Annotated in this window: 26 protein-coding genes and 1 pseudogene; 11 read left to right on the top strand and 16 right to left on the bottom strand. The window is 73.3% G+C overall.

Annotated features, from left to right (window positions below; genetic code table 11):
- Positions 1–36: 36 nt before the first annotated feature.
- Complete coding sequence (locus tag ACWCHM_RS32175) at positions 37–819, bottom strand: hypothetical protein (RefSeq protein ID WP_454221109.1); 783 nt, start codon at positions 817–819, stop codon at positions 37–39.
- A gap of 179 nt (positions 820–998) precedes the next feature.
- Positions 999–1,595 (bottom strand): annotated as a pseudogene (locus tag ACWCHM_RS32170) (helix-turn-helix domain-containing protein); the annotation flags it as partial.
- Positions 1,596–1,706: 111 nt separating this feature from the next.
- Here ACWCHM_RS32170 and ACWCHM_RS32165 point away from each other — a divergent pair.
- On the top strand, positions 1,707–2,507 hold the full coding sequence (locus tag ACWCHM_RS32165; protein ID WP_454221107.1) for an alpha/beta fold hydrolase: 801 nt from the start codon (positions 1,707–1,709) through the stop codon (positions 2,505–2,507).
- A gap of 16 nt (positions 2,508–2,523) precedes the next feature.
- On the opposite strand, the gene ACWCHM_RS32160 is transcribed toward ACWCHM_RS32165, so the two are convergent.
- The 4 genes from ACWCHM_RS32160 to ACWCHM_RS32145 form a co-directional block, all read right to left on the bottom strand.
- Positions 2,524–3,483, bottom strand: coding sequence for an asparaginase (locus ACWCHM_RS32160; protein WP_454221105.1), 960 nt, complete (start codon positions 3,481–3,483; stop codon positions 2,524–2,526).
- A 119-nt stretch (positions 3,484–3,602) separates the two neighbouring features.
- Positions 3,603–4,430, bottom strand: a complete 828-nt coding sequence (locus ACWCHM_RS32155) for a 3-keto-5-aminohexanoate cleavage protein (protein ID WP_454221104.1) — start codon at positions 4,428–4,430, stop codon at positions 3,603–3,605.
- Between the two features lie 202 nt (positions 4,431–4,632).
- On the bottom strand, positions 4,633–5,745 hold the full coding sequence (ygfZ, locus tag ACWCHM_RS32150; RefSeq protein ID WP_454221103.1) for a CAF17-like 4Fe-4S cluster assembly/insertion protein YgfZ: 1,113 nt from the start codon (positions 5,743–5,745) through the stop codon (positions 4,633–4,635).
- On the bottom strand, positions 5,742–6,146 hold the full coding sequence (locus ACWCHM_RS32145) for a Fur family transcriptional regulator (RefSeq protein WP_204958167.1): 405 nt from the start codon (positions 6,144–6,146) through the stop codon (positions 5,742–5,744). The genes ygfZ and ACWCHM_RS32145 overlap by 4 nt, the downstream gene beginning before the upstream one ends.
- A gap of 91 nt (positions 6,147–6,237) precedes the next feature.
- Between ACWCHM_RS32145 and ACWCHM_RS32140 the strand changes: the two genes are divergently transcribed.
- On the top strand, positions 6,238–7,080 hold the full coding sequence (locus ACWCHM_RS32140; RefSeq protein ID WP_454221102.1) for an aminotransferase class IV: 843 nt from the start codon (positions 6,238–6,240) through the stop codon (positions 7,078–7,080).
- 68 nt (positions 7,081–7,148) lie between these two features.
- Here the strand turns inward: ACWCHM_RS32140 and ACWCHM_RS32135 are convergent, their stop codons facing one another.
- Together ACWCHM_RS32135 and mtfM are read right to left on the bottom strand one after the other, a co-directional pair.
- Positions 7,149–7,736, bottom strand: a complete 588-nt coding sequence (locus ACWCHM_RS32135) for an FABP family protein (RefSeq protein ID WP_204957578.1) — start codon at positions 7,734–7,736, stop codon at positions 7,149–7,151.
- Between the two features lie 114 nt (positions 7,737–7,850).
- Positions 7,851–7,955, bottom strand: a complete 105-nt coding sequence (gene mtfM, locus ACWCHM_RS32130) for a small membrane protein MtfM (RefSeq protein ID WP_067315095.1) — start codon at positions 7,953–7,955, stop codon at positions 7,851–7,853.
- A gap of 12 nt (positions 7,956–7,967) precedes the next feature.
- On the opposite strand from mtfM, the gene ACWCHM_RS32125 reads away from it, so the two are divergent.
- From ACWCHM_RS32125 to ACWCHM_RS32115, 3 genes are all read left to right on the top strand, one after another.
- The gene (locus ACWCHM_RS32125) at positions 7,968–8,342 is read left to right on the top strand and encodes a DsrE family protein (protein ID WP_204957577.1); all 375 of its coding nucleotides are present in this window, start codon (positions 7,968–7,970) and stop codon (positions 8,340–8,342) included.
- A gap of 74 nt (positions 8,343–8,416) precedes the next feature.
- Entirely contained in the window at positions 8,417–8,794 is a 378-nt protein-coding gene (locus ACWCHM_RS32120; RefSeq protein WP_204957576.1) for an SCP2 sterol-binding domain-containing protein, read from the top strand.
- The gene (locus tag ACWCHM_RS32115; RefSeq protein WP_204958166.1) at positions 8,794–10,848 is read left to right on the top strand and encodes an amylo-alpha-1,6-glucosidase; all 2,055 of its coding nucleotides are present in this window, start codon (positions 8,794–8,796) and stop codon (positions 10,846–10,848) included. The genes ACWCHM_RS32120 and ACWCHM_RS32115 overlap by 1 nt, the downstream gene beginning before the upstream one ends.
- Before the next feature lie 13 nt (positions 10,849–10,861).
- On the opposite strand, the gene ACWCHM_RS32110 is transcribed toward ACWCHM_RS32115, so the two are convergent.
- Together ACWCHM_RS32110 and ACWCHM_RS32105 are read right to left on the bottom strand one after the other, a co-directional pair.
- Entirely contained in the window at positions 10,862–11,638 is a 777-nt protein-coding gene (locus ACWCHM_RS32110) for a hypothetical protein (protein ID WP_421490514.1), read from the bottom strand.
- 115 nt (positions 11,639–11,753) lie between these two features.
- Entirely contained in the window at positions 11,754–12,239 is a 486-nt protein-coding gene (locus ACWCHM_RS32105; protein WP_281902534.1) for a winged helix-turn-helix domain-containing protein, read from the bottom strand.
- Positions 12,240–12,540: 301 nt separating this feature from the next.
- Here ACWCHM_RS32105 and ACWCHM_RS32100 point away from each other — a divergent pair, with 301 nt between their 5' ends.
- Entirely contained in the window at positions 12,541–16,923 is a 4,383-nt protein-coding gene (locus ACWCHM_RS32100) for a S8 family serine peptidase (protein ID WP_454221101.1), read from the top strand.
- 502 nt (positions 16,924–17,425) lie between these two features.
- Here ACWCHM_RS32100 and ACWCHM_RS32095 read toward each other — a convergent pair.
- Positions 17,426–17,665 carry a winged helix-turn-helix domain-containing protein gene (locus ACWCHM_RS32095; RefSeq protein ID WP_088643161.1) on the bottom strand — a complete coding sequence of 80 codons (240 nt, stop codon included), beginning with the start codon at positions 17,663–17,665 and terminating at the stop codon, positions 17,426–17,428.
- Between the two features lie 452 nt (positions 17,666–18,117).
- Between ACWCHM_RS32095 and ACWCHM_RS32090 the strand changes: the two genes are divergently transcribed.
- Entirely contained in the window at positions 18,118–18,342 is a 225-nt protein-coding gene (locus ACWCHM_RS32090) for a DivIVA domain-containing protein (protein WP_372445940.1), read from the top strand.
- On the top strand, positions 18,339–18,593 hold the full coding sequence (locus ACWCHM_RS32085; RefSeq protein WP_204957573.1) for a hypothetical protein: 255 nt from the start codon (positions 18,339–18,341) through the stop codon (positions 18,591–18,593). Before ACWCHM_RS32090 ends, ACWCHM_RS32085 begins: the two co-directional genes overlap by 4 nt.
- A gap of 125 nt (positions 18,594–18,718) precedes the next feature.
- Here the strand turns inward: ACWCHM_RS32085 and ACWCHM_RS32080 are convergent, their stop codons facing one another.
- From ACWCHM_RS32080 to ACWCHM_RS32060, 5 genes are all read right to left on the bottom strand, one after another.
- On the bottom strand, positions 18,719–19,039 hold the full coding sequence (locus tag ACWCHM_RS32080; protein ID WP_204957572.1) for a DUF1416 domain-containing protein: 321 nt from the start codon (positions 19,037–19,039) through the stop codon (positions 18,719–18,721).
- A 3-nt stretch (positions 19,040–19,042) separates the two neighbouring features.
- Positions 19,043–19,891, bottom strand: coding sequence for a sulfurtransferase (locus ACWCHM_RS32075; protein ID WP_204957571.1), 849 nt, complete (start codon positions 19,889–19,891; stop codon positions 19,043–19,045).
- A 203-nt stretch (positions 19,892–20,094) separates the two neighbouring features.
- Positions 20,095–20,172: an Ms5788A family Cys-rich leader peptide gene (locus ACWCHM_RS32070; RefSeq protein WP_323135737.1), complete on the bottom strand. Its 78-nt coding sequence runs from the start codon at positions 20,170–20,172 to the stop codon at positions 20,095–20,097.
- A 115-nt stretch (positions 20,173–20,287) separates the two neighbouring features.
- On the bottom strand, positions 20,288–21,067 hold the full coding sequence (locus ACWCHM_RS32065; RefSeq protein ID WP_204957570.1) for an LmeA family phospholipid-binding protein: 780 nt from the start codon (positions 21,065–21,067) through the stop codon (positions 20,288–20,290).
- A 152-nt stretch (positions 21,068–21,219) separates the two neighbouring features.
- Positions 21,220–22,257 (bottom strand): hypothetical protein, encoded by a 1,038-nt coding sequence (locus ACWCHM_RS32060; RefSeq protein WP_204957569.1) that lies wholly within the window; start codon positions 22,255–22,257, stop codon positions 21,220–21,222.
- Between the two features lie 273 nt (positions 22,258–22,530).
- Between ACWCHM_RS32060 and ACWCHM_RS32055 the strand changes: the two genes are divergently transcribed.
- From ACWCHM_RS32055 to mshD, 3 genes are all read left to right on the top strand, one after another.
- On the top strand, positions 22,531–23,247 hold the full coding sequence (locus ACWCHM_RS32055) for a winged helix-turn-helix transcriptional regulator (RefSeq protein ID WP_088643167.1): 717 nt from the start codon (positions 22,531–22,533) through the stop codon (positions 23,245–23,247).
- A gap of 176 nt (positions 23,248–23,423) precedes the next feature.
- Positions 23,424–24,311: a polysaccharide deacetylase family protein gene (locus ACWCHM_RS32050; protein WP_454221100.1), complete on the top strand. Its 888-nt coding sequence runs from the start codon at positions 23,424–23,426 to the stop codon at positions 24,309–24,311.
- 27 nt (positions 24,312–24,338) lie between these two features.
- Entirely contained in the window at positions 24,339–25,262 is a 924-nt protein-coding gene (gene mshD, locus ACWCHM_RS32045; RefSeq protein WP_454221099.1) for a mycothiol synthase, read from the top strand.
- Positions 25,263–25,485 lie beyond the last annotated feature (223 nt).

The following is a 25,485-nucleotide window of genomic DNA, read 5'->3' as shown; positions in this document are numbered from 1 at the left end:
CCGTCAGGACGCCCCCGGGGCCGGTGTCGGCGACCGTCACTCGGCGGCCGGGCGGGTCCGCTTCGTGGTCTTCGGCTTCGCCGGCGTACCGGTCGTGGTCGACCCGGTCGCCGCCGGCTTGGTGGCCTTGGCGGCCTTGCTGACCCGGGTCCGGGTGGTCTTGGCGGCGGCCGGCTTGGCCTCGACGACCTCGGCCACGTCCGCCGGGGTCGGCGTGTGGTCGGTGGCGGTCACGTCCGAAGGGCCGGTCGTGGCGTCCTGCGTGGTCCCCGTGCGCACGGTGGCGTCGGTCGCCTCGATGTCGGCGTTGACGGTCTCGGCGGCCTCCAGCACCCCGGCACCGACCACCCGCTCGCCCCGGGCGATCAACGCACCGTAGGCGGCCAGCGCACGCTCCTGGGCGGCCTGCGCCCCGGCGACCACGACGGCCGCGTTGCGGGTGGCGGCGCCGCGCAGCCGGTCCAGGTCCAGCTCGGCCCGCAGCTTGTCCAGGTCCAGCTCGGCGCGGAGCTTGCCCAGGTTCAGCTCGGCGCGCAGCTTGTCCAGGTTCAGCTCGGTCGGGGCGACCCGCTCACGCAGGCCGGTGGCGGTCAGGTTGGCGGTACGGAACGTCTCGGTGGCCTTCTGCCGCAGCTCGACCCCGGTGACGACGGCCCGGCCACCCAGCTCGGCGACGACCTTGGTGCCGTCGGCGACGACCCGGTTGCCCAGTTCGGTCGCCACGCTGGGCAGCTTGCGCAGCTGCTGGTAGGCCAGCTCTCCGGCGCCGGCGGCGGCGTAGAGCGGGGCAGGGATGCGGTTGGTCTTCGGCTGGGTCATGACAACTCCTCCTCGGCCGCTCCGGCGGCCCTGCTGGTGCTGGTCGTGGGTGCGGCGTCCACCCGGCCGGTCCGGGTGCCGGTGGCCGGAAACTCCAGTGCCGCCGCGGTGTCGGCGGCGCTGCCCGGGGCGGGGGCGGTGCCCGCCTCGGTGCGGGCGACCGATTCGAGGACGGCCTCGGTCGGGGTGCCCTCCGGGGTGACCGGGCCGGTGGCCGCCGGGGTGATCCCGGCTGCCGCCTCGGTCGGCACGGCCGGTGCGGACGGGCCACCCGCCGGGGCCGGCGTGGCCGGTCCGGGGTTGGTGACCGGTCGGTCCGCCATGGCGGCGGTCCGGTCCGTGACGACCGGCTGAGCCGTGCCGGGGGCCTCGTCGGTGGCGGCCACCGGCTCGTCCTCGGCGGGCGGGTTGGTGGCGGCTTCGGCCTCGGCCAGGCGGGTGTTCTCCCGGCGGAAGGTCTCGTAGATCTGGCTGAGGGACTGTTTCTGGGCCATCGTGAGGTCGGGGTCGACCGCGATGGCGGCGAGCACCCCCTGACCCTCCTTGTCGTCGAGCAGCCCGGCCCGCAGGTACATCGCCGGGGTGGAGACCCGCAACGCGCTGGCCAACTGCTGGAGCACCTCGGCGCTGGGCTTGCGCAGCCCCCGCTCGATCTGGCTGAGGTAGGGGTTGCTCACCCCCGCCTGCTCGGCGAGTTGGCGGAGCGAGATCTTGGCGTTCCGCCGCAGGTCACGGATGAATCCGCCGACGTCGGGTAGATCCTTGGGTGCGGCCATACCCCAACCGTAGTCCGCGCCGCTAGCTCCAGCAAGCAAAACGCTAGCCAGAGTTAGCGAGGTAACAAACCGCGTTGCGGCACCCGATGTCCGGTCCGTACCTTGCTCGGCGTGACCACGAACATCGCCGTCAACGGCACCACCCTGGGGTACGACGAAGCGGGCAGCGGCAGCCCGGTGCTCCTGCTGCACGCGGGGATCGCCGACCGGCGGATGTGGCACGGCGTACGGGACGCCCTCGCCGACCGGCACCGGGTGATCTGCCTGGACCTGCGCGGCTACGGGGACTCCGCGCTGCCGCCGGAGTCCTTCGCCCACCACGACGACGTCCGCGCGGTGCTGGACGCGCTCGGCATCGAACAGGCCGCCCTGGTCGGGTGCTCGTTCGGCGGGGCGGTGGCGATCGACACCGCGCTGGCGTACCCGCAGCGGGTGTCGGCGCTGGCGCTGTTCGGCACCGCCGTGTCCGGGCACGAGTGGTCGGCGCAGACCGAGGAGTTGTGGGACACCCTGGTCGGTGAGGTCGACGAGGCGGATCTCGCGGCCAGCGCGGCAGGTGAGGTGCGGTTCTGGGTGGTCGGGCCGTACCGCCGCCCGGAGGACCTGGACCCGGCGTTCATCGCCGCCGCCGAGGAGTCCGACCGCCGGGCCCTCGCCGCCGAGCAGGCGCTGAGCGCGGTCGACGTCGTCGAACTCGACCCGCCCGCCATCGGCCGGCTCGGCGAGCTGCGGATGCCGGTGCTGGTCACCGCCGGCGCCGTCGACATCCCGGACATCATCGGACTGGCCGACCGGATCGCCGCCGAGGCCCCGGACGCCCACCGCCTCCCCGACGTACCCGACGCGGCCCACCTGGTCCCGCTGGAACGCCCGGCCCCGGTCGCCGACGCCCTCCGCGCCTTCCTCCCCTGACAGTCGCGGGGGCGGATCACCAGACGGGGCGGACCGCACCGACCGGGAGGCCCCCACCCAGCAGGGGAAGCTCGGCGTACTCGGTCAGGACAGGGGCCTGTACGCCGAGCCGGCGCAGCCCGGAGACCAGCACCGGGGTCCGGGCCCGGGTGGCCCCGTCGTCGATCTTGACAGCGACCGCGCCGACACCGGGCAACGCGGCGGCGATCACGCCCTCCGCGCCGATCTTCACCAGCATCCCCGGTACGCCCCGCATCAGCCGGGTGTCGTCCGCCCCGGTGCCGCCGACCAGTTCCGGGTACGCCCGCATCGCGTCCGCGACGGTGCGCTCCGGGGAGCCGGGCTGAGCGCTCACCAACCGCAGGAAGGCCCGCGCCAGCCCGGTCAGCGAGATCGCCAGCACCGGCGCACCGCAGCCGTCCACCCCCACCGCTGCCGCCGGCTCACCGGCGTACTCCTCGATGGTGGCGGTCAGCCGGCGCTGCAACGGGTGTTCCGGCCGCCAGTACCCGTCCAGCGGCCAGTCGGCGGCCAGGCAGGTCAACAGCATCCCGGCGTGCTTGCCGGAGCAGTTCATCGCCAGCCGGCTCGGGCCACCGCCGGCCCGGAGCACGGCCTGCCGGGCGGCCTCGCCGAACGGCAGGTCGGGCGGGCAGTGCAGGGCCTCCGGGTCGAGGCCGGCGGAGCGCAGCAGCGTCGCCACCCGGGCCAGGTGGAACTCCTCACCGGCGTGGCTCGCCGAGACGAGCGCGACGTCGGCCGGGTCGGTCGTCGTCAGGCCGGCCCGGAGCATGCCGAGCGTCTGCAACGGCTTGCTCGCCGACCGGGGGAAGATCGGGGAGGTGCCGTCCCCGGCCCCGGCCACCGGGGCGCCGGTGGCGTCGAGCACCACCGCCGAGCCCCGGTGCACACCCTCCACGAACCCCGACCGGACCACCTCGGCGACCGGCTCGCCACCCTCGTACGTCTTGGCCACCCTGGGAAGGTACCGACGGGGGCCGGAGCGGCCGACACCCGGGTGACCTGCGGCGTCAGCCACCGAGGTAGGGAGCGCCGGGCCGGGTACGGCTTACCGACGCCGGGCCGGGCGGCGGGCTACCGGCCGAGCAGCCGGCGGGCCTCGGTGGTGGTCAGCGGCGGGCGCTGGGCGAGCTGGGCGAACCCGACCGCGCGGGCGACGAGCTGCATGTTGGACTCCACCGGGCGGCCCTTGGCGTACGTCACGGTGTCCTCCATGCCGACCCGCAGGTGACCGCCGGTGGACAGCGACGCCAGCATCACCGGGATCGTGCTGCGCCCGACGCCGGTGGCCGAGAAGGTGGTGCCCGCCGGCAGATCCCGCAGCATCTGCTGGGCGGCGACCAGGGTGGCCGTGGTGCCCGGCATCCCGCCCGGCACCCCCATCACGAAATCGACGTGCACGTGCCCGCCGTGCGGCAGGCCGTACCGGTCGAGCAGGCGGGACAGGGCGGCGAGGTGACCGAGGTCGAAGATCTCGTACTCGGGGAGGATGCCGCGTTCCTGCATCCGGGTGTGCAGGTCGACGATGAACTCCCACCGGTTGAGGAAGACGTCGTCGCCGAAGTTGACGGTGCCCATGGTGCAGGAGGCCATGTCCGGGGCGGCGTCCAGAACGGCCAGCCGGTCGGCCTCCGGGTCGGTCACCGCGCCGCCAGAGGAGAGCTGCACGATCAGGTCGGTGCCCTCGCGCAGCGCCGCCACCGTCTCCCGCAGCCGTCCCTGGTCGAGGGTGGGACGGGCCGCGTCGTCCCGGATGTGGACGTGGATCACGGAAGCGCCGAGCGCCTCGCACTCCTTGGCGGTGAGCAGCAACTCGTCGAGGGTCACCGGCAGCGCCGGCACCTCCGCCTTGGCCGACTCCGCGCCGGTCGGGGCAACCGTGATCAACGTCCCTGTCGTCATGCCGGGATGGTAGCCGTCCCGACCGCCCCAGGTCGATGGCGCAGCCAGGCAGGACAGGAAGAACCGCACGCTCGAAGCGGAATACGCGAAGGAATTCCCGCCTGCGTGGCGGCGGAGGGGCATCCTTGCCGTCCGCCGGGTCGGCCACCCCGGGTCGGCCACCCCCGGGTCGGCCACCCCCGGGTCGGCCTGCCCGGGTCGGCTACTCCGGGTCGATGGCGGCGGCGGTGTCGCCCACCGACAGCCGGGCGTCGTCGGCGAGGTTGCGCTTGACCACGGCCAGCGCGACCTGACCCAGTTCGTAGTGGTGCACGGCGGTGCCGACGAAGCCGACCGTCCGGCCGTCCAGGGTGACCGGGGTGCCCGCCGCCGGAAGCTGGTCGGTGGTCACCCCGTCCAGGTGCAGCAGGACGAGCCGACGCGGCGGCTTACCCAGGTTGTGCACCCGGGCGACCGTCTCCTGCCCCCGGTAGCAGCCCTTGTCCAGGTGTACCGCCGGGGCGATCAGGCCCACCTCGGCGGGGATGGTCCGGTGGTCGGTGTCCACCCCGGCCCGGGGCCGTCGGGCGGCCACCCGTACCGCCTCGTACGCCCACAGCCCGGCCGCCGGCACCCCGCCGGCACGCAGCTCGGCGACGACCCCGTCCAGGGCGGGCCGGGGCACCAGCAGGTCCACCCCCAGCGGGACCCGACGGGCCCAGCCGCCACCGGTCAGCGGCTGCGCGTCGTACCGGATGGTGGGGCGGGGGGGCAGCTCGCCGGAGCGGAACTTCGGACCCGGCACCGTGAGCGCCTCGGGTGCGGCCAGCCCGGTCACGCCGAGCGTGGCGACGGCGTCGGTGGCCTGCGGCCCGACCAGCGACAGCAGCGCGTGCCCGGCGGTGGCGTCGTGGGTCTCGACCTGGCTGAAGAACCGCATCTTCTCCAGGTACGTCAGCAGGCCGGCGGTCATCCCCGGCTCGGTGTCCAGCCAGGTGGTCGTGCCGTCCTCGGTCACCATGGCGTGCTGCTCGACGTGCCCGTGCGGGCTGAGCACCAGCAGCTCGGTGCCCTGCCACGGGCCGAGCGCGGCGAGGTGCTGACTGGTCAGGGTGTGCAGCCAGCCGATCCGTTCCGGACCGGAGACGGCGACGACGCCCCGGTGCGAGCGGTCCACCAGACCGACCCCGGTGGCCAGGGTGCGCTGCTCGCGCAGCGGGTCACCGTAGTGCGCGGCGACGCCCCGTACCCCGGCCGCCCGGTGCTCGGCGTCCGGCTGGTCCCGGCTGGCCTCGTCGATCGCCTCGACGGCGACCGCCCCCCCGATGTCGATCATGTCGGTTCCCCGTCCTCGCAGTTGTCGCAGACGCCGAAGAGCGCCACGTGCCCGATGTCCACCCGGAAGCCCCGCCCGGTGGCGAGCTGGTCGGCCAGCGGGCGCATCAGCTCCGGGTCGATCTCGTCGATCGCGCCGCACTCGCGGCAGACCAGGTGGATGTGCTGGTGCTCACCCGCCGCGTGGTAGGTCGGCGAGCCGTGCGACAGGTGGGTGTGGGTCACCAGGCCGAGCCGTTCCAGCAGCTCCAGCGTGCGGTAGATGGTGGTGATGTTGACCCCGGCGGCCACCTCCCGGACCGCCGTGTGCACCTGCTCCGGTGTGGCGTGCCCCAGGTCGAGCACGGCTTGGAGGACCAGTTGCCGCTGCGCCGTCAGCCGCAACCCGCGGGAGCGGAGCATTTCCGCCAGCGAGGATTCGGACACCGTCCGATCATAGTTCGGCCGTCGGCCCGCGCCCGGCCACGTCGCGCCGCCGCTAGGCTCGGCGGTCGTGGTGGCATCGAGGATCGCCGTGCTCGGCCGGGGCGTCGTCCCCGCGACGGAGCCGGTGCTGCGCGGCAACGACCTGGGTGCACTGCACGGCGACGGGCTGTTCGAGACCATGCACCTGCGCGACGGACGCCCCTGGCTGCGGACGGCCCACCTGGCCCGGCTGCGCACCGGCGCCGCCGCCCTGGAACTCCCGCTGCCCCCCGACGCGGTCCTGGTGGACCTGCTGGACGCCGTCGTCGACGGCTGGCCCGCCGGGGTCGAGGGCGCGCTGCGCCTGGTCTGCACCCGGGGACCGGAGGGTGGCGGGCTGCCCACCGTCTACGCCACCCTGGCCGAGGTGCCGGCCGCCGCGAAGCGGCTGCGCCACACCGGGGTCACCGTCGCCACCCTGCCCCTCGGGGTGCCGGCCACCGCCCGCCCCGAACTGTCCTGGCTGCCCACGGGCATCAAATCCATCTCGTACGCGACCAACAGCGCCGCCCGCCGCTGGGCCGCCCGCAACGGCGTGGACGACGTGCTCTGGGTCTCGACCGACGGCTACCTGCTGGAGGCACCCGGCGCGAACGTCGTCTGGCTGGACGGCGACACCCTGTGCACCGTCCCGGCCGCGCGCACCGGCATCCTGCCCGGCACCACCTGCGGCTGGCTGCTCGACCAGGCCGCCGAGCTGGGCCTGACCCCGGCCGAGCGGATGGTCACCCCGGCCGGGCTGCACGCCGCCGCCGGAGTCTGGCTGACCTCGTCGGTACGTGGCCTGGTCGAGGTCAGGACCCTCGACGGCACGCCCCGCCCGCCATCCCCGCACACCCCCCGCCTCCGGGAGCTGCTGGGCTTCACGTGATCCACACGACGGGCCGAGGTTGCGGTATCCCCGCTCGCGGTAACCGCAACCTCGGCTCACCCGAGACGTCAGCCGGCCACCCGGATCAGCCGGGCCGACAGGTGCGGGGAGAGGCTGTGGCCCATGCCCGCCATCTCCTGGGCGTAGAGCAGCGCCCCCTCCACGATGCCGAAGAGCCGGGCACCCGCCGTCACCTCCTTGGCGGTGGCCGTACGCACCACCGCGTCGGTGGCGAACTCGATCTGGGTGCCGGTGCGCTTGCCGATGTGCAGCTCCATGATCCCCGTCGGGACGGTCATCAGGGCCTCCAACTCGTCGGTGACCCGCTCGCCGTCCAGCACCGGACGCCACCAGCCCACCTCACGCCCGGCCGGACGGACCGGACGGCTCTGGTCGTCGAGCAGCCAGGCCCGGGACTCGTAGAACAGGAACGGCCGGCCGTCGTGGCTGATCCGGATCTCCTGGGCGTAGTCGAAGTCCTCGATGGTGGGGAACCCGCCCCGGCCCCGACCGCGCCACACCCCGACGTACGGCAGCAGCCCGTCCAGCGACGGGTGCAGCTTCGGGCCGACCCGCAGATCGTGGCTCTCCTGGTACGGGTACTCCTCGACCGGCGGCGCGTTCAACCACGGCGGCTGAAGGGGATTCTCGCTCACCGGATCTCCTTCGTTCGCGACTGCGGGGCTCGCAAACCCGGCTCACTCCTCGCGCTCACCGGATCACCTTCGTTCGCGACTGCGGGGCTCGCAAACCCGGCTCACTCCTCGCACTCACCATTTACCTCTCGACAGGCGTACGGCCAGGTAGACCAGGCCACCGGCGAGCGCGCCCAGGCCAGCGACCAGCAGGCTGACGAACCCGATCTCGGTAACCATCATGGTCATCCTATGCTGGGCGGCATGGGCCGCACTCTCGTCGTCAAGGCCACCGCCGGAGCGGACGCCCCGGAGCGGTGCGCGCAGGCGTTCACGGTGGCCGCCACGGCCGCCGCCGCCGGGGTGACCGTGTCGCTCTGGCTGACCGGTGAGTCAACCTGGTTCGCCGTGCCCGGTCGGGCCGGGCAGTTCACCCTGCCGCACTCGGCACCGCTCGACGACCTGCTTGACGTCATCCTCGCCAGCGGCCGGGTCACCGCCTGCACGCAGTGCGCCGCCCGCCGCGACATCGGCCCGGACGACGTGCTGCCCGGTGTCCGGATCGCCGGTGCGGCCGTCTTCGTCGAGGAGGCGATGGCCGAGGGCGCGCAGGCCCTGGTCTACTGACCCGGCCACACCTGCCCGCACCGGGCGGTGCCGATGTTGCCCCTGTCTGTAGGCATTTTGCCTACCATGCGGAGGTGAGTCGGGCGACGGAGGAGTTCTTCGCGGCACTGCCGGCACGTGCCCCGGCGGTGCTGCGTGCCCCGGTCACCGGAACACTCCAGATAGACCTGGTCGACGACGACCACACCGACCACTGGCTGGTGCGGATCAGCCCCGGTCGGGCGGTGGTGGAACGGGCCACCGGCCCGGCGGACGCAATCTGGAGCAGCAGCTCGGACCTCTTCGAACGGCTGGTCACCGGGCGGGCCCAGGGGGTCTCGGCGGTGCTGCGCAACGAGTCCACGTTCAGCGGCAACGTGATGCTGTTCCTCGTGTTCCGGCAGTTCTTCCCCGCCCCGCCCGGGGTGCGCGACCCCCGGGAGACCGCCCGTGAGCAGACCGGGCGGACGTGATGCAGCAACGGGTCAGCATCCTCGACGGCAACACGTTCCTGGTCTGCGACGGGCGCGGGGACGTCGAACCGTCGTTCGACTTCCCGACCGGGTTGTTCTCGTTCGACACCCGGTTCCTGTCCACCTGGCTGCTCACCCTCGACGGCGAGCGGCTGCACGCCCTCTCGGTCGACGACGCGCACTCCTACCAGACCCGGTTCTTCCTCGTCCCGGGCGAGCCGACGCACTACCTCGACGCCAAGGTGTCGATGATCCGTACCCGGTCGATCGGCGGCAACTTCACCGAGGAACTCACCGTGCTCAACCACTCCGGCCGGGAGATGCATTTCGACCTGCGGCTGGAGATGGGCTCCGACTTCGCCGACCTCTTCGAGATCAAACACCAGCGGCCGAAGAAGGGCCGCACCAGCGCCGTCGCCGGGGACAACGCGCTGCGGCTGACCTACCGGCGCGAGGCGTTCCACCGCGAGGCGACGATCACCAGCAGCACCGACGCCCACGTCGACCAGGCCGGGATGACCTGGTCGATCACCGTCGCGCCGCACTCCGAGTGGAACACCCGGCTGACCGTGACGCCGATCATCCACGGCGCGCGGGGCGAGGACGTCCGGGCGATCACCGCGCTCGGGGCGGTACGCGGGCCGTCGGTCATCCGCGCCGAACAGGAGGAACTGGTCAGCCGGGCACCGCAGCTCGGCTGCGACTGCGAGCCGCTCGCCGGGGCGTACCGGCAGAGCCTGCACGACCTGGCCGCCCTCCGGTACGAATCGATCACGTTGGGGGTACGGCTGCTCGCGGCCGGTCTGCCCTGGTTCATGACCCTGTTCGGGCGGGACAGCATGCTCACCTCGTTGCAGGTGCTGCCGTTCCTGCCGGAACTGGTGCCGCCGACGATCCTGATGCTGGCCGGGCTCCAGGGCCACCGGCTCGACGACTTCCGCGACGAGGAACCCGGCAAGATCCTGCACGAGCTGCGGTACGGCGAGACCGCCGGCTTCGAGGAGCAGCCACACTCCCCCTACTACGGGGCCGCCGACTCGACCCCGCTGTTCGTCATCCTGCTCGACGAATACGAGCGGTGGACCGGGGACGCGACACTGGTCAAGCAACTGGAAACCCCCGTCCGGGCCGCGCTGCACTGGATCGACACCTACGGCGACCTGCTCGGCACCGGGTACGTCTGGTACCGCAGCCGCAACCCGGAGACCGGCCTGGAGAACCAGTGCTGGAAGGACTCCTGGGATGCCATCTCCTACGCCGACGGCCGGCTGCCCGGTTTCCCCCGGGCCACCTGCGAGATCCAGGGGTACGCCTACGACGCCAAGCGGCGCGGCGCCCGGATGGCCCGGCTGTTCTGGAACGACCCCGAGTACGCCGACCGGCTGGAACGGGAGGCGGCGGCGCTCAAGGAGCGTTTCAACCGGGACTTCTGGATTCCGGAGAAGGAGTACTTCGCCGTCGCCCTGGACCCGGACGGCCGGCACGTCGACTCGCTCACCTCCAACATCGGCCACCTGCTGTGGAGCGGCATCGTCGACGAGCCCCGGGCGGCCCGGATCGCCGAACACCTGCTCGGCCCCCGGCTCTACTCCGGTTGGGGGGTACGCACCCTGGCCACCGGCGAGGGCCGCTACAACCCGATCGGCTACCACGTCGGCACGGTATGGCCGTTCGACAACGCGTTCATCGCCTGGGGGCTGAGCCGGTACGGCTTCCGGGAGGAGGCCGGGCGGATCTGCGAGGCGATGCTCGACGCCTCCCGGTTCTTCGGCGGCCGGCTACCGGAGGCGTTCGCCGGCTACGAACGGACCCTCACCGACTACCCGGTGCAGTATCCGACGGCGTGCAGCCCGCAGGCCTGGTCGGCCGGCACCCCGCTGCTGCTGCTGCGGGTGATCCTCGGCCTGGAACCGCAGGGCGAACACCTGATCATCGACCCGCTGGTGCCGGAGGGGATGGGCCGGGTCGAACTGCTGGACATCCCGGGCCGGTGGGGGCGGGTCGACGCCCTGGGCCGCAGCCGCACCCCACGCGAGCACGGACCCCGGCACTGACCGGCCGGGCGGGTCAGCCGGGGCAGCCGGTGGAGGCGGCGACCCGCACCTGCGCGCCGGTGCCGTCGGCCAGCACGGTGGCCGGGCCGCTGCGGTAGGCGTACACCTCGGGGAGGTCGGCCACCGGGGGGCCGGCGGCCAGCGGACGCAGGCCGGTCAGCGCGACCGGCGCGTCGCCGGCCGAGACGGCGACGGTACGCGCGGTGCCGCCGCCCGGGCAGGGCGCGGTGACCTGTTCCGGGGCGGACCGCGCCGGGCGGCCCAGCGCCCGCAGCGCGGCGTCCAGCGTCGCATCGGCGGGGGCCGCCGACGGCTGCGGATAGCCGACGCCGACCGGGCGGCACCCGCTGTCGGCGGTGAACCGGACCCGGCCGCCGCTGGTGACCCGGCCCTGCACGGCGACGAACTCCCCGGCGTCGGCGCGTAGCCGGGGACCGGACGCGCCGGCCCGCACCCCGGCCCGCCAGCCGGCCGGCAGCCGTTCGGCGACCCGGTCCAGCAGGGCCCGCTCGCCGCCCTCGGCGACCAGCACGTCCAGCCCCCGGCTCAGGGTCGCGCCGTCGGCCATCGGGGTGATCCGGCAGCCGCGCTCGATCTGCGGGCCGGTCATGGCCCAGGCGCCGTCGCCGACCGCCGCGACCAGTTCACCGAGCGCCCGGTCGACCACCGGCCCGGCCTCGGCGAGGGTGCGCTGTTCCTTGACTGTCGGCGGATCGTGCCGGGCCGACCACCAGGTGAGCCCGCCCACCACCACCGCCCAGGCCACCGTCACGGCCACCAGCCAGGCCAGCCGGCGGCGCGGTGCGGACGGACCGGTCGGTGGGGCGTACCCCTGCTGGACGGCACCGTTCACCGGGCCATCGTGTCACGCCCCCGCCGCCGGCCCGCCCGCCGGTGTCCGGACGTCAGGCGCACGGTACGGCGAGCCGGTAGCCGACGCCGCGTACGGTCTGCACCTGCGGGCCGCCGGCCACCTCGCGCAGCTTGCGGCGCAGCCGCTTGACCGCCGAGTGCAGGATGGCCGCGTCGCCCAGCCAGGTGCCGCCCCAGACCGAGCCGAAGATCCGTTCGTAGCTCCACACCGACCCGGGGTCGCCGGCCAGCCGGGCCAGCAGTGCCCGTTCCAGCCGGGTCAGCGCCAGCGGCTCCCCCCGCCAGGTGACCAGGTGGCGGGCCGGGTCGACGACGAGGTCGCCGCAGCGCACCGGGACCTGCTCCGGCGGGGGCGCGGGGGCCGGCACCGGCGTGGTCGGGAAGAGCATGGCGCGCAACTCGGCCAGGTCGGCGCAGATCACCACCGGGCCGAGGTCGTCGAGCCGGCGGACCACCCGCTCCCGGACCGCGACGTCAGCGCTGACACAGACCACGAAAGGGATGTCGACACCGGTCACCCGTCCTCCCCAGGACCGCACCCGCCGCCCGCCCCCGACGCCCGTCTGCCCACGACAGGTGCCGGTGCGGCTGAAGTCAGCCTAACGGTCAGCGTGGCGCCCGGTTACTGACCAAATACTGACCGACCCGATCCATTGATCAGCATGGTTCTCCGGCTGAGCATGATGCACAGCGGCCGTGGGGGGCCGGCTTACCAGCACCCACCACCTGCCGCCTCCCCGACCGCTCCGCGTGGCCGTGACCCCGGCACACGCGGCCGGGCCCGAACCGATCGGGCCCGCCGACGTGGGGAGGAACAGCGTGCTCAGACGACCGACCGGACGACCGTCCCGGTGGCGATTGGTGGCCGCGCTCGCGGCCGGACTGTTGGGCCTCACCGCCCAGCCCGCACTACCCGCCGGGGCCGCACCGGCCGCGCCCCGGGCCACCGTGGACCGGCAGGTCCTCGACGGACTCGCCGACGGCACCGAGACCTTCCTGGTCTACCTGCGCGAACAGGCCCCGCTCGCACAGGCGGCCCGGCTGCGCAGCCCGGACGCCCGCGCCGGCGAGGTGCACCGGCTGCTCACCACCACCGCCGAGCGGACCCAACGCGACCTGCGGGCCGTGCTCGACGACCGGAAGGCCAGCTACACCGCCTACTGGATCGCCAACGCGCTGCGGGTGACCGGGGACCGGGCGCTGCTGGACACCATCGCCGCCCGGCCCGAGGTCGAGCGGATCGCCCCGACCCGCAGCTACCCGCTGATCCGTCCGGTCCGCAGCACCGCCGCCCGCGCCGGCACCGACGCCGTCGAATGGGGGCTGACCAACATCGGCGCACCCCGCGTCTGGGACGAGTTCGGCGACCGGGGTGAGGGTCTGGTCGTCGCCAACATCGACAGCGGCGTCCAGTTCGACCACCCCGCGCTGGTCAACTCCTACCGGGGCAACCTCGGTGGCGGCACCTTCGACCACAACTACGACTGGTACGACCCGGCCGGCATCTGCCCGCAGGACGCCCCCTGCGACAACAACGACCACGGCACCCACACCATGGGCACCATGGTCGGCACCGACGGGTCCGCCAACCAGGTGGGGGTCGCCCCCGGCGCCAAGTGGATCGCCGCCAAGGGCTGCGAGACCAACAGCTGCTCGGACGCCTCGCTGCTGGCCGCCGGCCAGTGGGTGCTCGCCCCGACCGACCTCAACGGGCAGAACCCCCGCCCCGATCTGCGTCCCGACATCGTCAACAACTCCTGGGGCGGCGACGGCGGCGACCCGTGGTACCAGCAGACCGTCGCCGCCTGGCGGGCCGCCGGCATGTTCCCGGTCTTCTCCGCCGGCAACGACGGCCCGGCCTGCGGCAGCGCCGGCTCCCCCGGCGACAACCCCAACGCCTACGCGGTCGGCTCGTACGACGTGAACAACGCCATCTCCAGCTTCTCCGGTCGGGGTAACTCCACCGACCCGGCCGGGCTGAAGCCGAACATCGCCGCGCCCGGCAGCAACGTGCGCTCCAGCGTCCCCGGCAACGGGTACGCGTCGTTCAACGGCACCTCGATGGCCGCCCCGCACGTCGCCGGCACGGTCGCCCTGATCTGGTCGGCCGCGCCCAGCCTGCGCGGGGACATCGCCGGCACCGAGGCGCTGCTCGACCGCACCGCGACCGACGTCGACGCGACGAACTGCGGGGGCACCGCCGCCGACAACAACGTCTTCGGCGAGGGTCGGCTCAACGCGTACGAGGCCGTCCGGCAGGCCCCGCGCGGGCCGGTGGGGCAGGTCGGCGGCCAGGTCACCGACCAGGCGACCGGTGACCCGGTGGCGGGTGCCACCGTCGCCACGGGCGCGCGCAGCGTCACCACCGGCACCGACGGCAGCTACTCGCTGACCGTCCCGGCCGGTGAGACCACGCTGACCGTGTCCGCGTACGGCTTCCGCACCGCGACCGACACCGTGACCGTCCCGGAGGACGGCACGGTCACCAGGGACTTCGCCCTGACGGCCACCCCGACGGTCACCGTCTCCGGCCGGGTCACCGACGGCTCCGGGCACGGCTGGCCGCTGTACGCCACGATCGACGTCGCCGGCCGCCCCGGCGGACCCGTCTTCACCGACCCGGTGACCGGCCGGTACTCGTTCACCGTGGCCGGCAACACCGACTACAAGCTCACCGTCACCGCCAAGTACCCGGGCTACCGGACGGTGACCAAGGACCTGACCGTCGGGTCGACGGCCACCACGGCCGACGTCCCGGTCCCGGTCGAGGCGGCCTGTGTCGCCGCCGGCTACACCGGCAGCCTCAGCGCGCCGCTGCTGTCGCAGAGCTTCGACGGCACCACCGCGCCCGAGGGGTGGACGGTGCGCAACCGCACCGACAAGGGCGGCTGGGTCTTCAACGACCCGGGCGCGCGGGGCAACCTGACCGGCGGCACCGGCGGGTTCGCGATCATCGACAGCGACAAGCTCGGCACCGGCAACACCCAGGACACCGACCTGATCGCCCCACCGGTCGACCTGACGGCCTCGGCCGCGCCGCTGCTGCGCTTCCGCAGCGACTGGCGGGCGGTCGGGATCAGTGACACCGCCGACGTGGACGTCTCCACCGACGCCGGGACGAGCTGGACGAACGTCTGGCACCAGACGGCGAGCCGGCGCGGCCCCCGGGTCGAGGAGGTGCCGCTGACCCCGGCGGCCGGTGCGACCGGGGCGCTGGTGCGCTTCCGGTTCAAGGGCACCTTCGCCTGGTGGTGGCAGGTGGACGACGTCCAGCTGGTCAACCGGGACTGCACCCCCGTGCCGGGTGGCCTGGTGGTCGGCAACACCACCGACCGCAACACCGGCGCGGCGGTCAACGGGGTGACGGTGACCAGCGTCGACCGGCCCACCGACACGGCCGTCTCGGCGGCCACCCCGGACGACCCGAACCTGCCGGACGGCTTCTACCACCTCTTCTCGGGGCTGACCGGCACCCACCCGTTCACCGCCGCCAAGCCGCCGTACACCCCGGTCACCCAGCAGGTGACGGTGGTGGCCGACAGCACCCGCCGGGCCGACCTGGCCCTGGCCGCGGGGCGGCTCACCGTCAGCACCACCACGATCGAGGCCCACCAGCCGTACGGCAGCACCCGCACCGCCAAGGTGACGGTCCGCAACACGGGCTCCGCCCCGGCGACCGTGGAGCTGCTGGAACGCGGTGGCGGGTTCGAGGTGCTCTCCACCGGTGGCGCACCGCTGCGGGAGCAGGTGGTCAAGGGGATCAGCACCGGCCGTACCGGTGCCCGCTACGGCGGCGGGTCGATCGACGCCGCGCCGCAGGCCGACGACGCCTGGGCCCGGATCACCAACCTGCCCGCCGCGATCTACGACAACGCGGCGGCCAACCTGGACGGCAAGGTCTACTCGGTCGGCGGCGGTGGGGACACCGGCAACGAGCGCAAGGCCTGGGTGTTCGAGCCGGCCACCGGCGTCTGGACGGCGCTGCCCGACCTGCCGCACGCCCGGTCCAAGCCGTCCGCCGTGGGGATCAGCGGCAAGCTGTACGTGATCGGCGGTTGGGGCTCCGGCGACGGCATGGAGCCGTCGGTGGACGTGTTCGACCCGGCCACCGGGGCGTGGAGCACCCTGGCCGGGGCGGTCAACCCGGCGCCCGCCGCCGCGGCCGGCACCGCCGTGGCCGGGGGCAAGGTGTACCTGGTCGGCGGCTGCGTCGACAGCACCTGCACGGAGAGCAACAAGCTGGTGGTGTTCGACCCGCGTACCGGCACGTTCCGCACCGGTGCGGTCTACCCGCACCCGGTCTCCTGGGTGTCCTGCGGCGGGATCGGCAGCCAGGTGTACTGCGCGGGCGGGGTCGCCGCCGACGAGTACACCGACACCTGGCGGTACGAGCCGGCGTCGGACACCTGGAGCGCGCTGCCGAACCTCCCGGTCGACCTGTGGGGCTCCCAGTACGCGTCGGCCGGCGGCATGCTGGTGCTGGCCGGCGGGGTGACGGGCGGCTCGACGTCGGTCACCAACCGGACGCTCGGCTTCGACCCGGTCGCCGGGGCCTGGAAGAACCTGCCGAACGCCCAGTTCAGCAGGTACCGGGGTGCCGCCGCCTGCGGGGCATACAAGATCGGTGGTTCGCCCAGCTCGTTCGTCGGCTCGCCGGACAGCGAACGGCTCGGCGGGCTGGAGGGCTGCTCGGACGCCAGTGACCTGCCGTGGCTGTCCACCGCGCCGACCAGCTTCACGCTCGCCCCGGGGGCGTCCCAGACGGTCACCGTCACGCTGACCGCCACGGCGGCGGCCGGGGTGCTCCAGCCCGGGGCGTACTCGGGTGAGCTGGGGCTCACCTCGAACACGCCGTACCCGGTGTCGTCGGTGGGCGTCGAGATGAACGTCTCGCCACCGAACAACTGGGGCAAGATCCAGGGCACGGTGACCGGGGTGACCTGCGGCGGCCAGACCGTCGGCGTCCCGGCGACGATCCGGCTGAACCTGGTCAACTCGACCACCGGCGTCACGCTCACCGCCGACGCCCAGGGCCGCTACGCCTGGTGGCTGCCCAAGGGCAGGTACGAGGCGATCGTGGCCAAGGACGGTTGGGTGCCCCAGGTCCAGCGCACCGTCGTGGAAGCAGGCATCGTCGGGACGCTCAACTTCGGGCTGACCCCGACGTCGACCTGCGCGGGCGTCCGGGCATCCGGCCTCTGACCGGCTGACCGGCCCCACCCGGTGGCCGTCGACCCCGCCCGGGGTCGGCGGCCACCGCCATTTCCCCCCGCCCTTTCGGGCGGCGTCCCCCGTGATCGACGCTACTGGGCCGACGTAGCGGTATCCGCCCGCTCCGATACCGCTATATCGCCGCCAATGCGCTGGCCACGGCACTCTGACGAGCTTCGGTCGCCGGGGATCGATCTCTCCGGCGGCCCGGGGAGCCACCTTAAGTTTGGAACCAGGTATGCCTGTGGGTCATATTCATGACTCACAGGCATACCTCTGTCTGTGGGGACAGCGTCCCCCCATCGGGTTCAGTAGAGCAGCAGGACAGCGCTGTCCCCGCCCCGAGCGCCGGTGCCGGTGCAGGTGCCGGTGTCCAGCTATCACGGAGTGCCGGCCACTCAGCGGCGGGCGGGCAGCGGCGGCGGGCGCACAGACAGCGGCAACGGCACGCAGACAACACCGGCGCAGCCCGAAAGCGCCATCAGATTCAGGGTCAGGGCTTGCGCAGCCAGGTCGCCGGGTCGGTGATGTAGATGCCCTTGCCCTGGTGGCGGCTGATCACCCCGAGCGCCTCCAGCCGCACGTTGACCAGATTGATCGTCGACGGACTGACGTTGAACCGGCTGCACTGCTCGCTGATCGAGGGCAGCTTGTCCCCCGGCTTGTACTTACCCGACCTGACGTCGGCAACGATCTCGTCGGAGATCCGGATGTAGTCCGGGGTCGCAGGCATGACACTCCTCGCGTGGCACCCGCGATTCGATCACGCTCTCATCACGACATGCAACTACGCACTGCAACCGGTCGTTGACTCTTTCAAGTTCCTCAAATAAGTTGGTCGGCGAGCGCTCCTCGCGTGGCAACGAGCAGGGCTCTCCCCCGGCCGGGGTGGGTGCAGTGGAAGGGAAACCGCCCGCCCCGGCCACCTTCCACGGCAGCACGATCCCCCGCTGCCCCCTGCGGAGAGGTGGTCCCATCGTGTGCAGGTTCCTCCGGCTGTTCCGCCGGAACCGGTCGACGACAACCGACCGACCCCCGACCAACCAGGCCCCCGCCAACCGTCCCGCCAGCAGCCGGAACGGCAACCGTCCCGTCAGGCGGTCCGGACCGCCGGGGCGGCCGAACACTGGGCACCACCATGGGCCGGCGGCAAACCACCAACAACCGGCGAAGCACCACCGACCGGTGGCGTACCGGCCGCTCTGCACGAGTCAGGTGCGGCAGCAACGGTTCCGGCGGTCCCGGCACGGGCTGGACCCGGCCGAGGTGGACGGGTTCCTGCACCGGGTCGCCGACGAGCTGGCCGTGCTGCACGCCGAGCTGGCCCGTACCCGGGAGGAGAACGCACGGATCAAGGGTGCGCTGCGCGACTGGCAGTCCCGGTTCGCACCCCGGGTGGTGCGGGCGTGACCGCCGCGACCGGACGCGAGCGGTTCGTCGTACACCTGACCGTCGCTGCCGACGACCTGCCGGCGGCGCGGCTGCTGGCCGGCGCGATCGGCCGGTCGCTGGCGTTCCTGCCGGAGCTGGTGCTGGGCGAGACGACCGTCTCCGAGGAGGGCGGGTCGGAACCGCAGCACCAGGTCTTCTGCGACCGACGGCTCGGTGGGCGTCGCCGCTGCGTCCGGCGGGTCGACCACCAGGGCGGCTGCACCTCGTGACGCGCCCGCCGGGCGACCCGGGCGACTGCCGGGGCGGTGCCGGCGCGAGGTGCCGGAGAGGGCTACGGCGCGGGGCCGGTCACCCCGGGTGGGGTGACCGGCCCCGGGCCGATCGTGAGCGTGGGTCAGGCCACCGTGACGGAGACCTCGTTGACGCCCCGGCTGGCGGTCACGGCGGTGTCGCCGTTGCCGTGCCGGGACAGCGCCCGCAGGGTCCAGCTGCCCGGCGCGGCGAAGAACCGGAACTGGCCGGTCGGGGAGGTGACGACCTCGGCGGTGAACTCACCCGTCGAGTCGAGCAGCCGGACGTACGCGCCCGGCACGGGCTCGCCCGACCCGGCCAGCACCTGACCGGTGATGACGGTTTCCTTCTCCAGGTCCAGGCTGGCCGGCAGGGGCGCGGACTGGTCCGGTGCGGCGCAGCCGGCGGCGGTGGGAGCAGTCATGGCTCAGGCCTCCCCGGGCTCGTCGCCGAGGGCCACCGGCACACCGACCAGCGAGCCGTACTCGGTCCAGGAACCGTCGTAGTTCTTGACGTTGGAGTGGCCGAGCAGCTCCTGGAGGACGAACCAGGTGTGCGAGGAGCGCTCGCCGATCCGGCAGTACGCGATGGTCTCCTTGCCGTCGTCCAGCCCGGCGTCGGCGTAGATCTTGCGCAGCTCGTCGTCGGACTTGAAGGTGCCGTCCTCGTTGGCCGCCTTGGACCACGGCACGCTGATCGCGGTGGGGATGTGACCGGCCCGCTGCGCCTGCTCCTGCGGCAGGTGGGCGGGGGCCAGCAGCCGACCGGCGAACTCGTCGGGGCTGCGCACGTCGACCAGGTTCTTGGTGCCGATCGCGGCGACGACCTCGTCGCGGAAGGCCCGGATCGAGGTGTCCGGCTCCTGCGCGACGTACTGCGTCTTCGGCCGCTCCACCGCGTCGGTGACCAGCGGGCGGGCGTCCAGCTCCCACTTCTTGCGACCGCCGTCGAGCAGCTTGACGTCGCGGTGGCCGTAGAGCTTGAAGTACCAGTACGCGTACGCGGCGAACCAGTTGTTGTTGCCGCCGTAGAGGACCACGACGTCGTCGTTGCCGATGCCCCGCTCGGACAGCAGCGCCTCGAACTGCGCCTTGTTGACGAAGTCCCGGCGGATCGGGTCCTGCAGGTCGGTCTTCCAGTCGAGCTTGATCGCGCCGGCGATGTGGCCGGTGTCGTAGGCCGAGGTGTCCTCGTCGACCTCGACGAAGACGACGCCCGGGGCGTCGAGGTTCTTCTCGGCCCACTCGGCCGAGACGAGTGCGGTGTCGCGACTCATCAGATCACTCCCTGGTGAGGATGGGTGGTGAGCCAGCGCGGGTGGTGGAGATCGGTGATGTCGCACCATGCGCGGGACCCATAGAGGAACGGATCACGGGTTCGTGCGACGGCGCCGCTGCCGGGCGTTTCGGAGGGTTGGCACCGAAGGTCGGAAGGACCCTGGGTGCGGTGGCCGCTGGGCGGCCGGAGACAGCCCCGCCGTCAGATGACGGAGCGACACAGGCAGGTGGCCACGCGGCACAGGTCGACCGCGCGCCGTTTGGTGAGGTGCGTCCCCATGAGCTCGGAGCCTACCAGCCGTATCGGAGAGTGGCAGCTCACGACCAACATGCGGGACGTCTGCCCACCTGGCGGGCAACGCCCGGCGGGTCCGCGTTCACGGCTGAGCGGTGACTCAGCTCGGTGAGTTGATCGGGACGTCCTTCGCGTCGGCGGTCACCGTGAGCCCCTCCGGGCGCGGCTCGACCTTGCGCACGTTGAGCTGGAACGGCAGCGACGGCAGCGGCACGTCCACCGAGATGCCCCGGGCGTAGTTGTTCAGCAGGGTCCGGGCCAGCGGCACCGCCGGCAGCCCCTGGGCGTTCAGGTCGCTGAACTTCAGCGACACCTTGCCGTCGTCGGCCACGGTGACGTCGGCGGTGCCGGTGACGGTGAGCTTCTGGCCGAGGATGTCGACAGGCGCGGTGACGGCCAGCTTGCCGTTCTGCTCACCGAGCTTGAGGCCCGGCCGGTCCAGCAGCTTGGCCAGGCTGTCGTAGGTGACCGTGCCGGTGCCGGCCACCGTCTCGGCCACCACCTCGCCCTGCCCCGAACGGATCGTGTCCAGCGGGGCGCGCACGTTACGGGCGTCCACGTCGAGCCGGGGCAGGCTGACCGCGTTGCCCTCCACCGAGCCCTGCACGTCGGTCAGCACGATGGAGATCCGCTCGTACCGGCCGTCGACGACCTGGGTGAGGAACGGAAAACCACCCACGTCGACCTGGGGCGGCGCGGAACTGGCGTCCTGGTCGGTGATCGCCTGCTGCACCTGGTCGGCGATGGCGCGTTCGGCCAGCCCGGCCGCCACCCGGTCGGCCACCACCAGCAATCCGCCCAGGATCAGCACCAGGATCACCAGTACGACGAGCCACCTGCGCCCGCGCCGCCGGGGCCGCTCCTCGTACGTCTGCGCCACGCCCGTCTCCGTCCTTCGTCGCCGTCGCGGGTACGCGACGTGCCTGTCATCGATGCCGCCGCCCGCGGCGCACCGCTACTACCCGAGCGCCGCCGCGCCCAATCGCGCCGCGCGCCCCACCGCCGTCAGCGGCCCCGGCCGGCGTCGGAGGATCAGAGAAAGAGCACACACATGGCGTACGCCGCCGGAGCGGCAAGCGCGAACCCGCCCAGCGGACCCTGCATGTGCCGGGCGATCCACATCGTGGGCGGCTCGCCGGCCATCAGCCGGCCCGCCTCGGCGTAGCCGACGGCGAGGTCGGCCAGCACGGCGGTGGCCGCACTGACCAGCCCGATCACCGCGGCGCTGGTCGGGGTGAAGCCGACCAGGTAGCTGCCGAGCAGGGCGCTGGTGAGGGTGCCCACCATCGCGCCGACGACCACCCCGGCGGCCCCCCGGGGCACCTGCGGCGCGAGCCGGGGCCAGGCGAGCACGGCATCGGTGAGCCGGGCCACGGTGAGGGCGACGCCGGTGGCGGCCAGGCAGACGGTGATCGCCTGGGTGCCGGCGGGAATCCGGCTGAGCGTGATCAGGGTGGCGAACGCCACCACGCCGACCACGATGAGCAGGGTGGTGCCGAGCGAGTCGGTCACCCGCACCCGGTCCACCCGGCGGACGAGCTGGCCGAGCACCCCGACCAGGAACCCGCCCAGCGCCACGTACCCGAGCGGGGCCAGCCCGGCGACGTCGGTCTGCACGGCGGCGATGTCGGCCCCGGCGGCGACCACGCCGCTGGTCAGCGCGACCAGCAGCAGCGCGGGCGGGCGCATGGCCATCGTCCAGGCCAGCACGAAGAGCAGTTGCACGCCGAACACGATGATCGCGAACGGCAGCCGGTGCCCGGGGCCGGCGGTCTGCGCGCCGAGCACCAGGCCGACGCCGAGCAGCGCGGCGAAACCGGCGACGGTCAGCGAGAGCTGCCGGCGTACCTCGACCGGCTCGACCGGTTCCTCGTCCGGCTCGACCTCGTCGTCCTCGCTGCGACGCGGTGCGCCGCCCTTGCGGAACCGGCGCGGGCCGCGTTCGCGTCGGCTTCCGGGGTCGTCGTCCGGGGCGGGGCGGGGCCCGGGTGCGGGCCCGTCCGCCGGGCCGTCGGGGGCGTCGTCGGCCCACGGGTCACGGCCGGTCTCGGGCGAGGTGGAGGGAAACACGCCCCGATCGTGCCAGACCGACGGGGTTCGGCGGGGATCACGGGGTGCCGGACGGGGATCACGGTTTCGGCGACGTTAAAACCTGACCGGTGATCACGGGCAGATCCGACAAACAGGAAAGGACGCCGGGGTGACAGCGGAGCAATCGGTTACGCTCAGGCTGTTACCCGCCCGTCAGCGACGCCGGGACCCACGCAAGTTCTCAGCGCCCTGCCCACCCGCGGGGCAGCTGGTCGCGTGCGGCCGAAGGGCCGCCGGGACGGAGGTGATCGTGTGGAGCTCCTGCTGCTGGTGACCGCGCGCGCAGGTGAGCCCTCGGCGGTGCTGCCGGCACTCGACCTGTTGCCGCATTCGGTCCGTACCGCACCGCGTGACGTCCGCACCCTGGTTTCCGGGCCAAGCCCGGACGCGGTGCTGGTCGACGCCCGGTCGGAGTTGAGCGAGGCTCGTGCCACCTGTCGCATGCTGCACGCCACCGGGCTGGGCGTGCCGCTGGTCGCGGTGGTGACCGAGGCCGGCCTGATCGCCCTGAACGCCGATTGGGGCGTCGACGACGTGATCCTGGCCGGGGCGGGTCCGGCCGAGGTGGAGGCCCGGCTGCGGCTCGCCGTGGGCCGGCTGAGCAACGCCACCTCCGGCGCCGGCGGCTCGATCCGGGCCGGCGAGCTGAACATCGACCCGGACACCTACGCGGCGAAGCTGAAGGGCCGGCCGCTCGACCTCACCTACAAGGAGTTCGAGCTGCTCAAGTTCCTCGCCCAGCACCCGGGCCGGGTGTTCACCCGGGACCAGCTCCTGCGCGAGGTCTGGGGCTACGACTACTTCGGCGGCACCCGGACGGTGGACGTGCACGTCAGGCGACTGCGGGCCAAGCTCGGCTCGGAGTACGAGTCGATGATCGGCACCGTCCGCCAGGTGGGCTACAAGTTCGTGGTCCCGCCGTCGTCCCGGTCGCTGCCCGAGTCCGAGCCCGCCCCGTTGCCGGTCTGATTCCGGGCGGTACCACCGCACCCCGATAGGACTATTTCCGATACGCCCCTTTTGCCCTTGTTGTCGGCTCTATTCTTGGTGCCGGAATCAGCAAGGGTGAGAGGGGCTACGGTGCGTGCACTGACCACGGGGGCGACACGAGGACCGTCCCGCGATCCGGACCGACGGTGGCGCTGATGCGTACCCGGTCGACCGGCGGCACCATCGGCGTCGTCACGTTGGTGCTGGCCGCCCTGCTCGGGTCCGCGTACGCGCTCGGCCGCAGCATGACCCCCGACCCGCCCCGCCAGCCCCTCGGCACGACGCAGATCGCGGGGGCCCAGTACGGCGAGCAACCCGCCGACCCGGCCGCGCCGCCCGCCACCACGGACGGCACCAGCCCCGACGGGACCACCCCGGCCGGCAGCCCCATCGCCGGGGCCGACCCGGACGCGGCGCAACCCGCCAGCGGCGGAGACGGCCCGTTCGGCAGCCACGCCAGCACCGGCACCGGCGAGGTCGCGCTGACCTTCGACGACGGCCCCGACCCGACGTACACCCCGCAGGTGCTGGAGGTGCTGCGCACGTACGGGGTCAAGGCGACGTTCTGCGTGGTCGGCGAGAACGCCCAGGACCACCCGGACCTGATCCGGGCGATCGTGGCCGACGGGCACACCCTGTGCAACCACTCCTGGCAGCATGACGTGCTGCTCGGCAAGCGATCCCCCGCTCTGATCCGGGCCGACCTGCTGCGGACCAACGCGGCCATCCACGCCGCCGTGCCGGACGCCCCGGTCAGCTACTTCCGGCAGCCCGGCGGGGCCTGGACGTACCCCGTGGTGTCGGTCGCCGAAGGGTTGGGGATGACCCCGCTGCACTGGACCGTCGACCCCAACGACTGGCAGGTCCCCGGGGCCGCGAAGATCATCGCGGCGGTCTCCCGGGACACCGGGCCGGGCGCGATCGTGCTCATGCACGACGCCGGTGGCGACCGGCAGGGCACGGTGGACGCGCTGCGTCGGCTGCTGCCCGACCTGACCGGCCGGTTCCATCTGGAGGCGCTACCGACCAGCGGGGCCAACTGAGCCGGCGACGCCGACTACGGTGGCGGGATGAGCAGCGTCGAACCGACCGCCGACCGGGTGGTCCGCACCGACCGCCTCACCCCGGCCGAGGCGACCGAGGTGCTGGCCCTGGCCCGGCTCGGCGGCGACGCCGACGGGGCCGACCCGTTCGACGAGCACACCCTGCTGCGGCTGCGTGACCCGCACGCGGCGGCCGGGCACCTGACCGCCCGCGCCACCGACGGCACCCTGACCGGGTACGCCCACCTGGACACCACCGAGCCGGAATCCGGAATCGGGGTGGAACTGGTGGTGCACCCGGCGTTCCGGCGGCGGGGCACCGGACGGGCGCTGGTCCGGGGCGTCCTCGCGGCGGCGTCCGGCCCGCTGCGGGCCTGGGCGCACGGTGACCACCCGTCCGCCGCGGCGCTCGCCGTCGACCTCGGTTTCACCCGGGCCCGGGTGCTCTGGCAGTTGCGCCGGCCGCTGACCGCTGCGGTGCCACCGCCCCGCCTGCCGGACGGGGTGACGCTGCGGTCCTTCCGCCCCGGTGCGGACGACGACGCCTGGCTCGCGCTCAACGCCCGCGCCTTCGCCACGCACCCCGAGCAGGGCCGGTGGACCATCGACGACCTGCGGGCCCGGCAGGCCGAGCCGTGGTTCGACCCGGACGGTTTCCTGCTCGCCGTCGACGCCGCCGGGCGGCTGCTCGGCTTCCACTGGACCAAGGTGCACGAGCGGCCGGGCTCGGCCCGTACCGGTGAGGTCTACGTGGTGGGGGTGGACCCGGACGCCCACGGCGGCGGCCTGGGCCGCGCACTCACCACGGCCGGCCTGGCCTACCTGCGGGACCGGCGCGGGCTGGACCGGGTGATGCTCTACGTCGACGAGTCGAACACCGCCGCCGTCGCGCTCTACGAACGGCTCGGGTTCGCCCGCTGGTGCGGGCACGTCAACTACCACCTGGGCTGACGCCGCCCCGTCCCCTCCACCCCGTCCGGTGACCTGCCGAGGCACGACCGGTGCGGTCTCCGTGCGGTAACGGCGGGGCCACGCGCGGATAACGGCTGCCCGGATATATCGCATCAATGCGGATACCGGGACGGCAGTTCACCTAACGGACAACCCTGCCTCAGGCAGCGGCCACCTTCCCGGCCGGGGCTGTTCATGCTCCGTTCACTTCCGACCGGCGAAC

The organism is Micromonospora sp. SCSIO 07396 (assembly GCF_053667945.1).
Note: the sequence above shows the minus strand (reverse complement) of the source record. Positions and strands in the feature narration are given on the sequence as shown.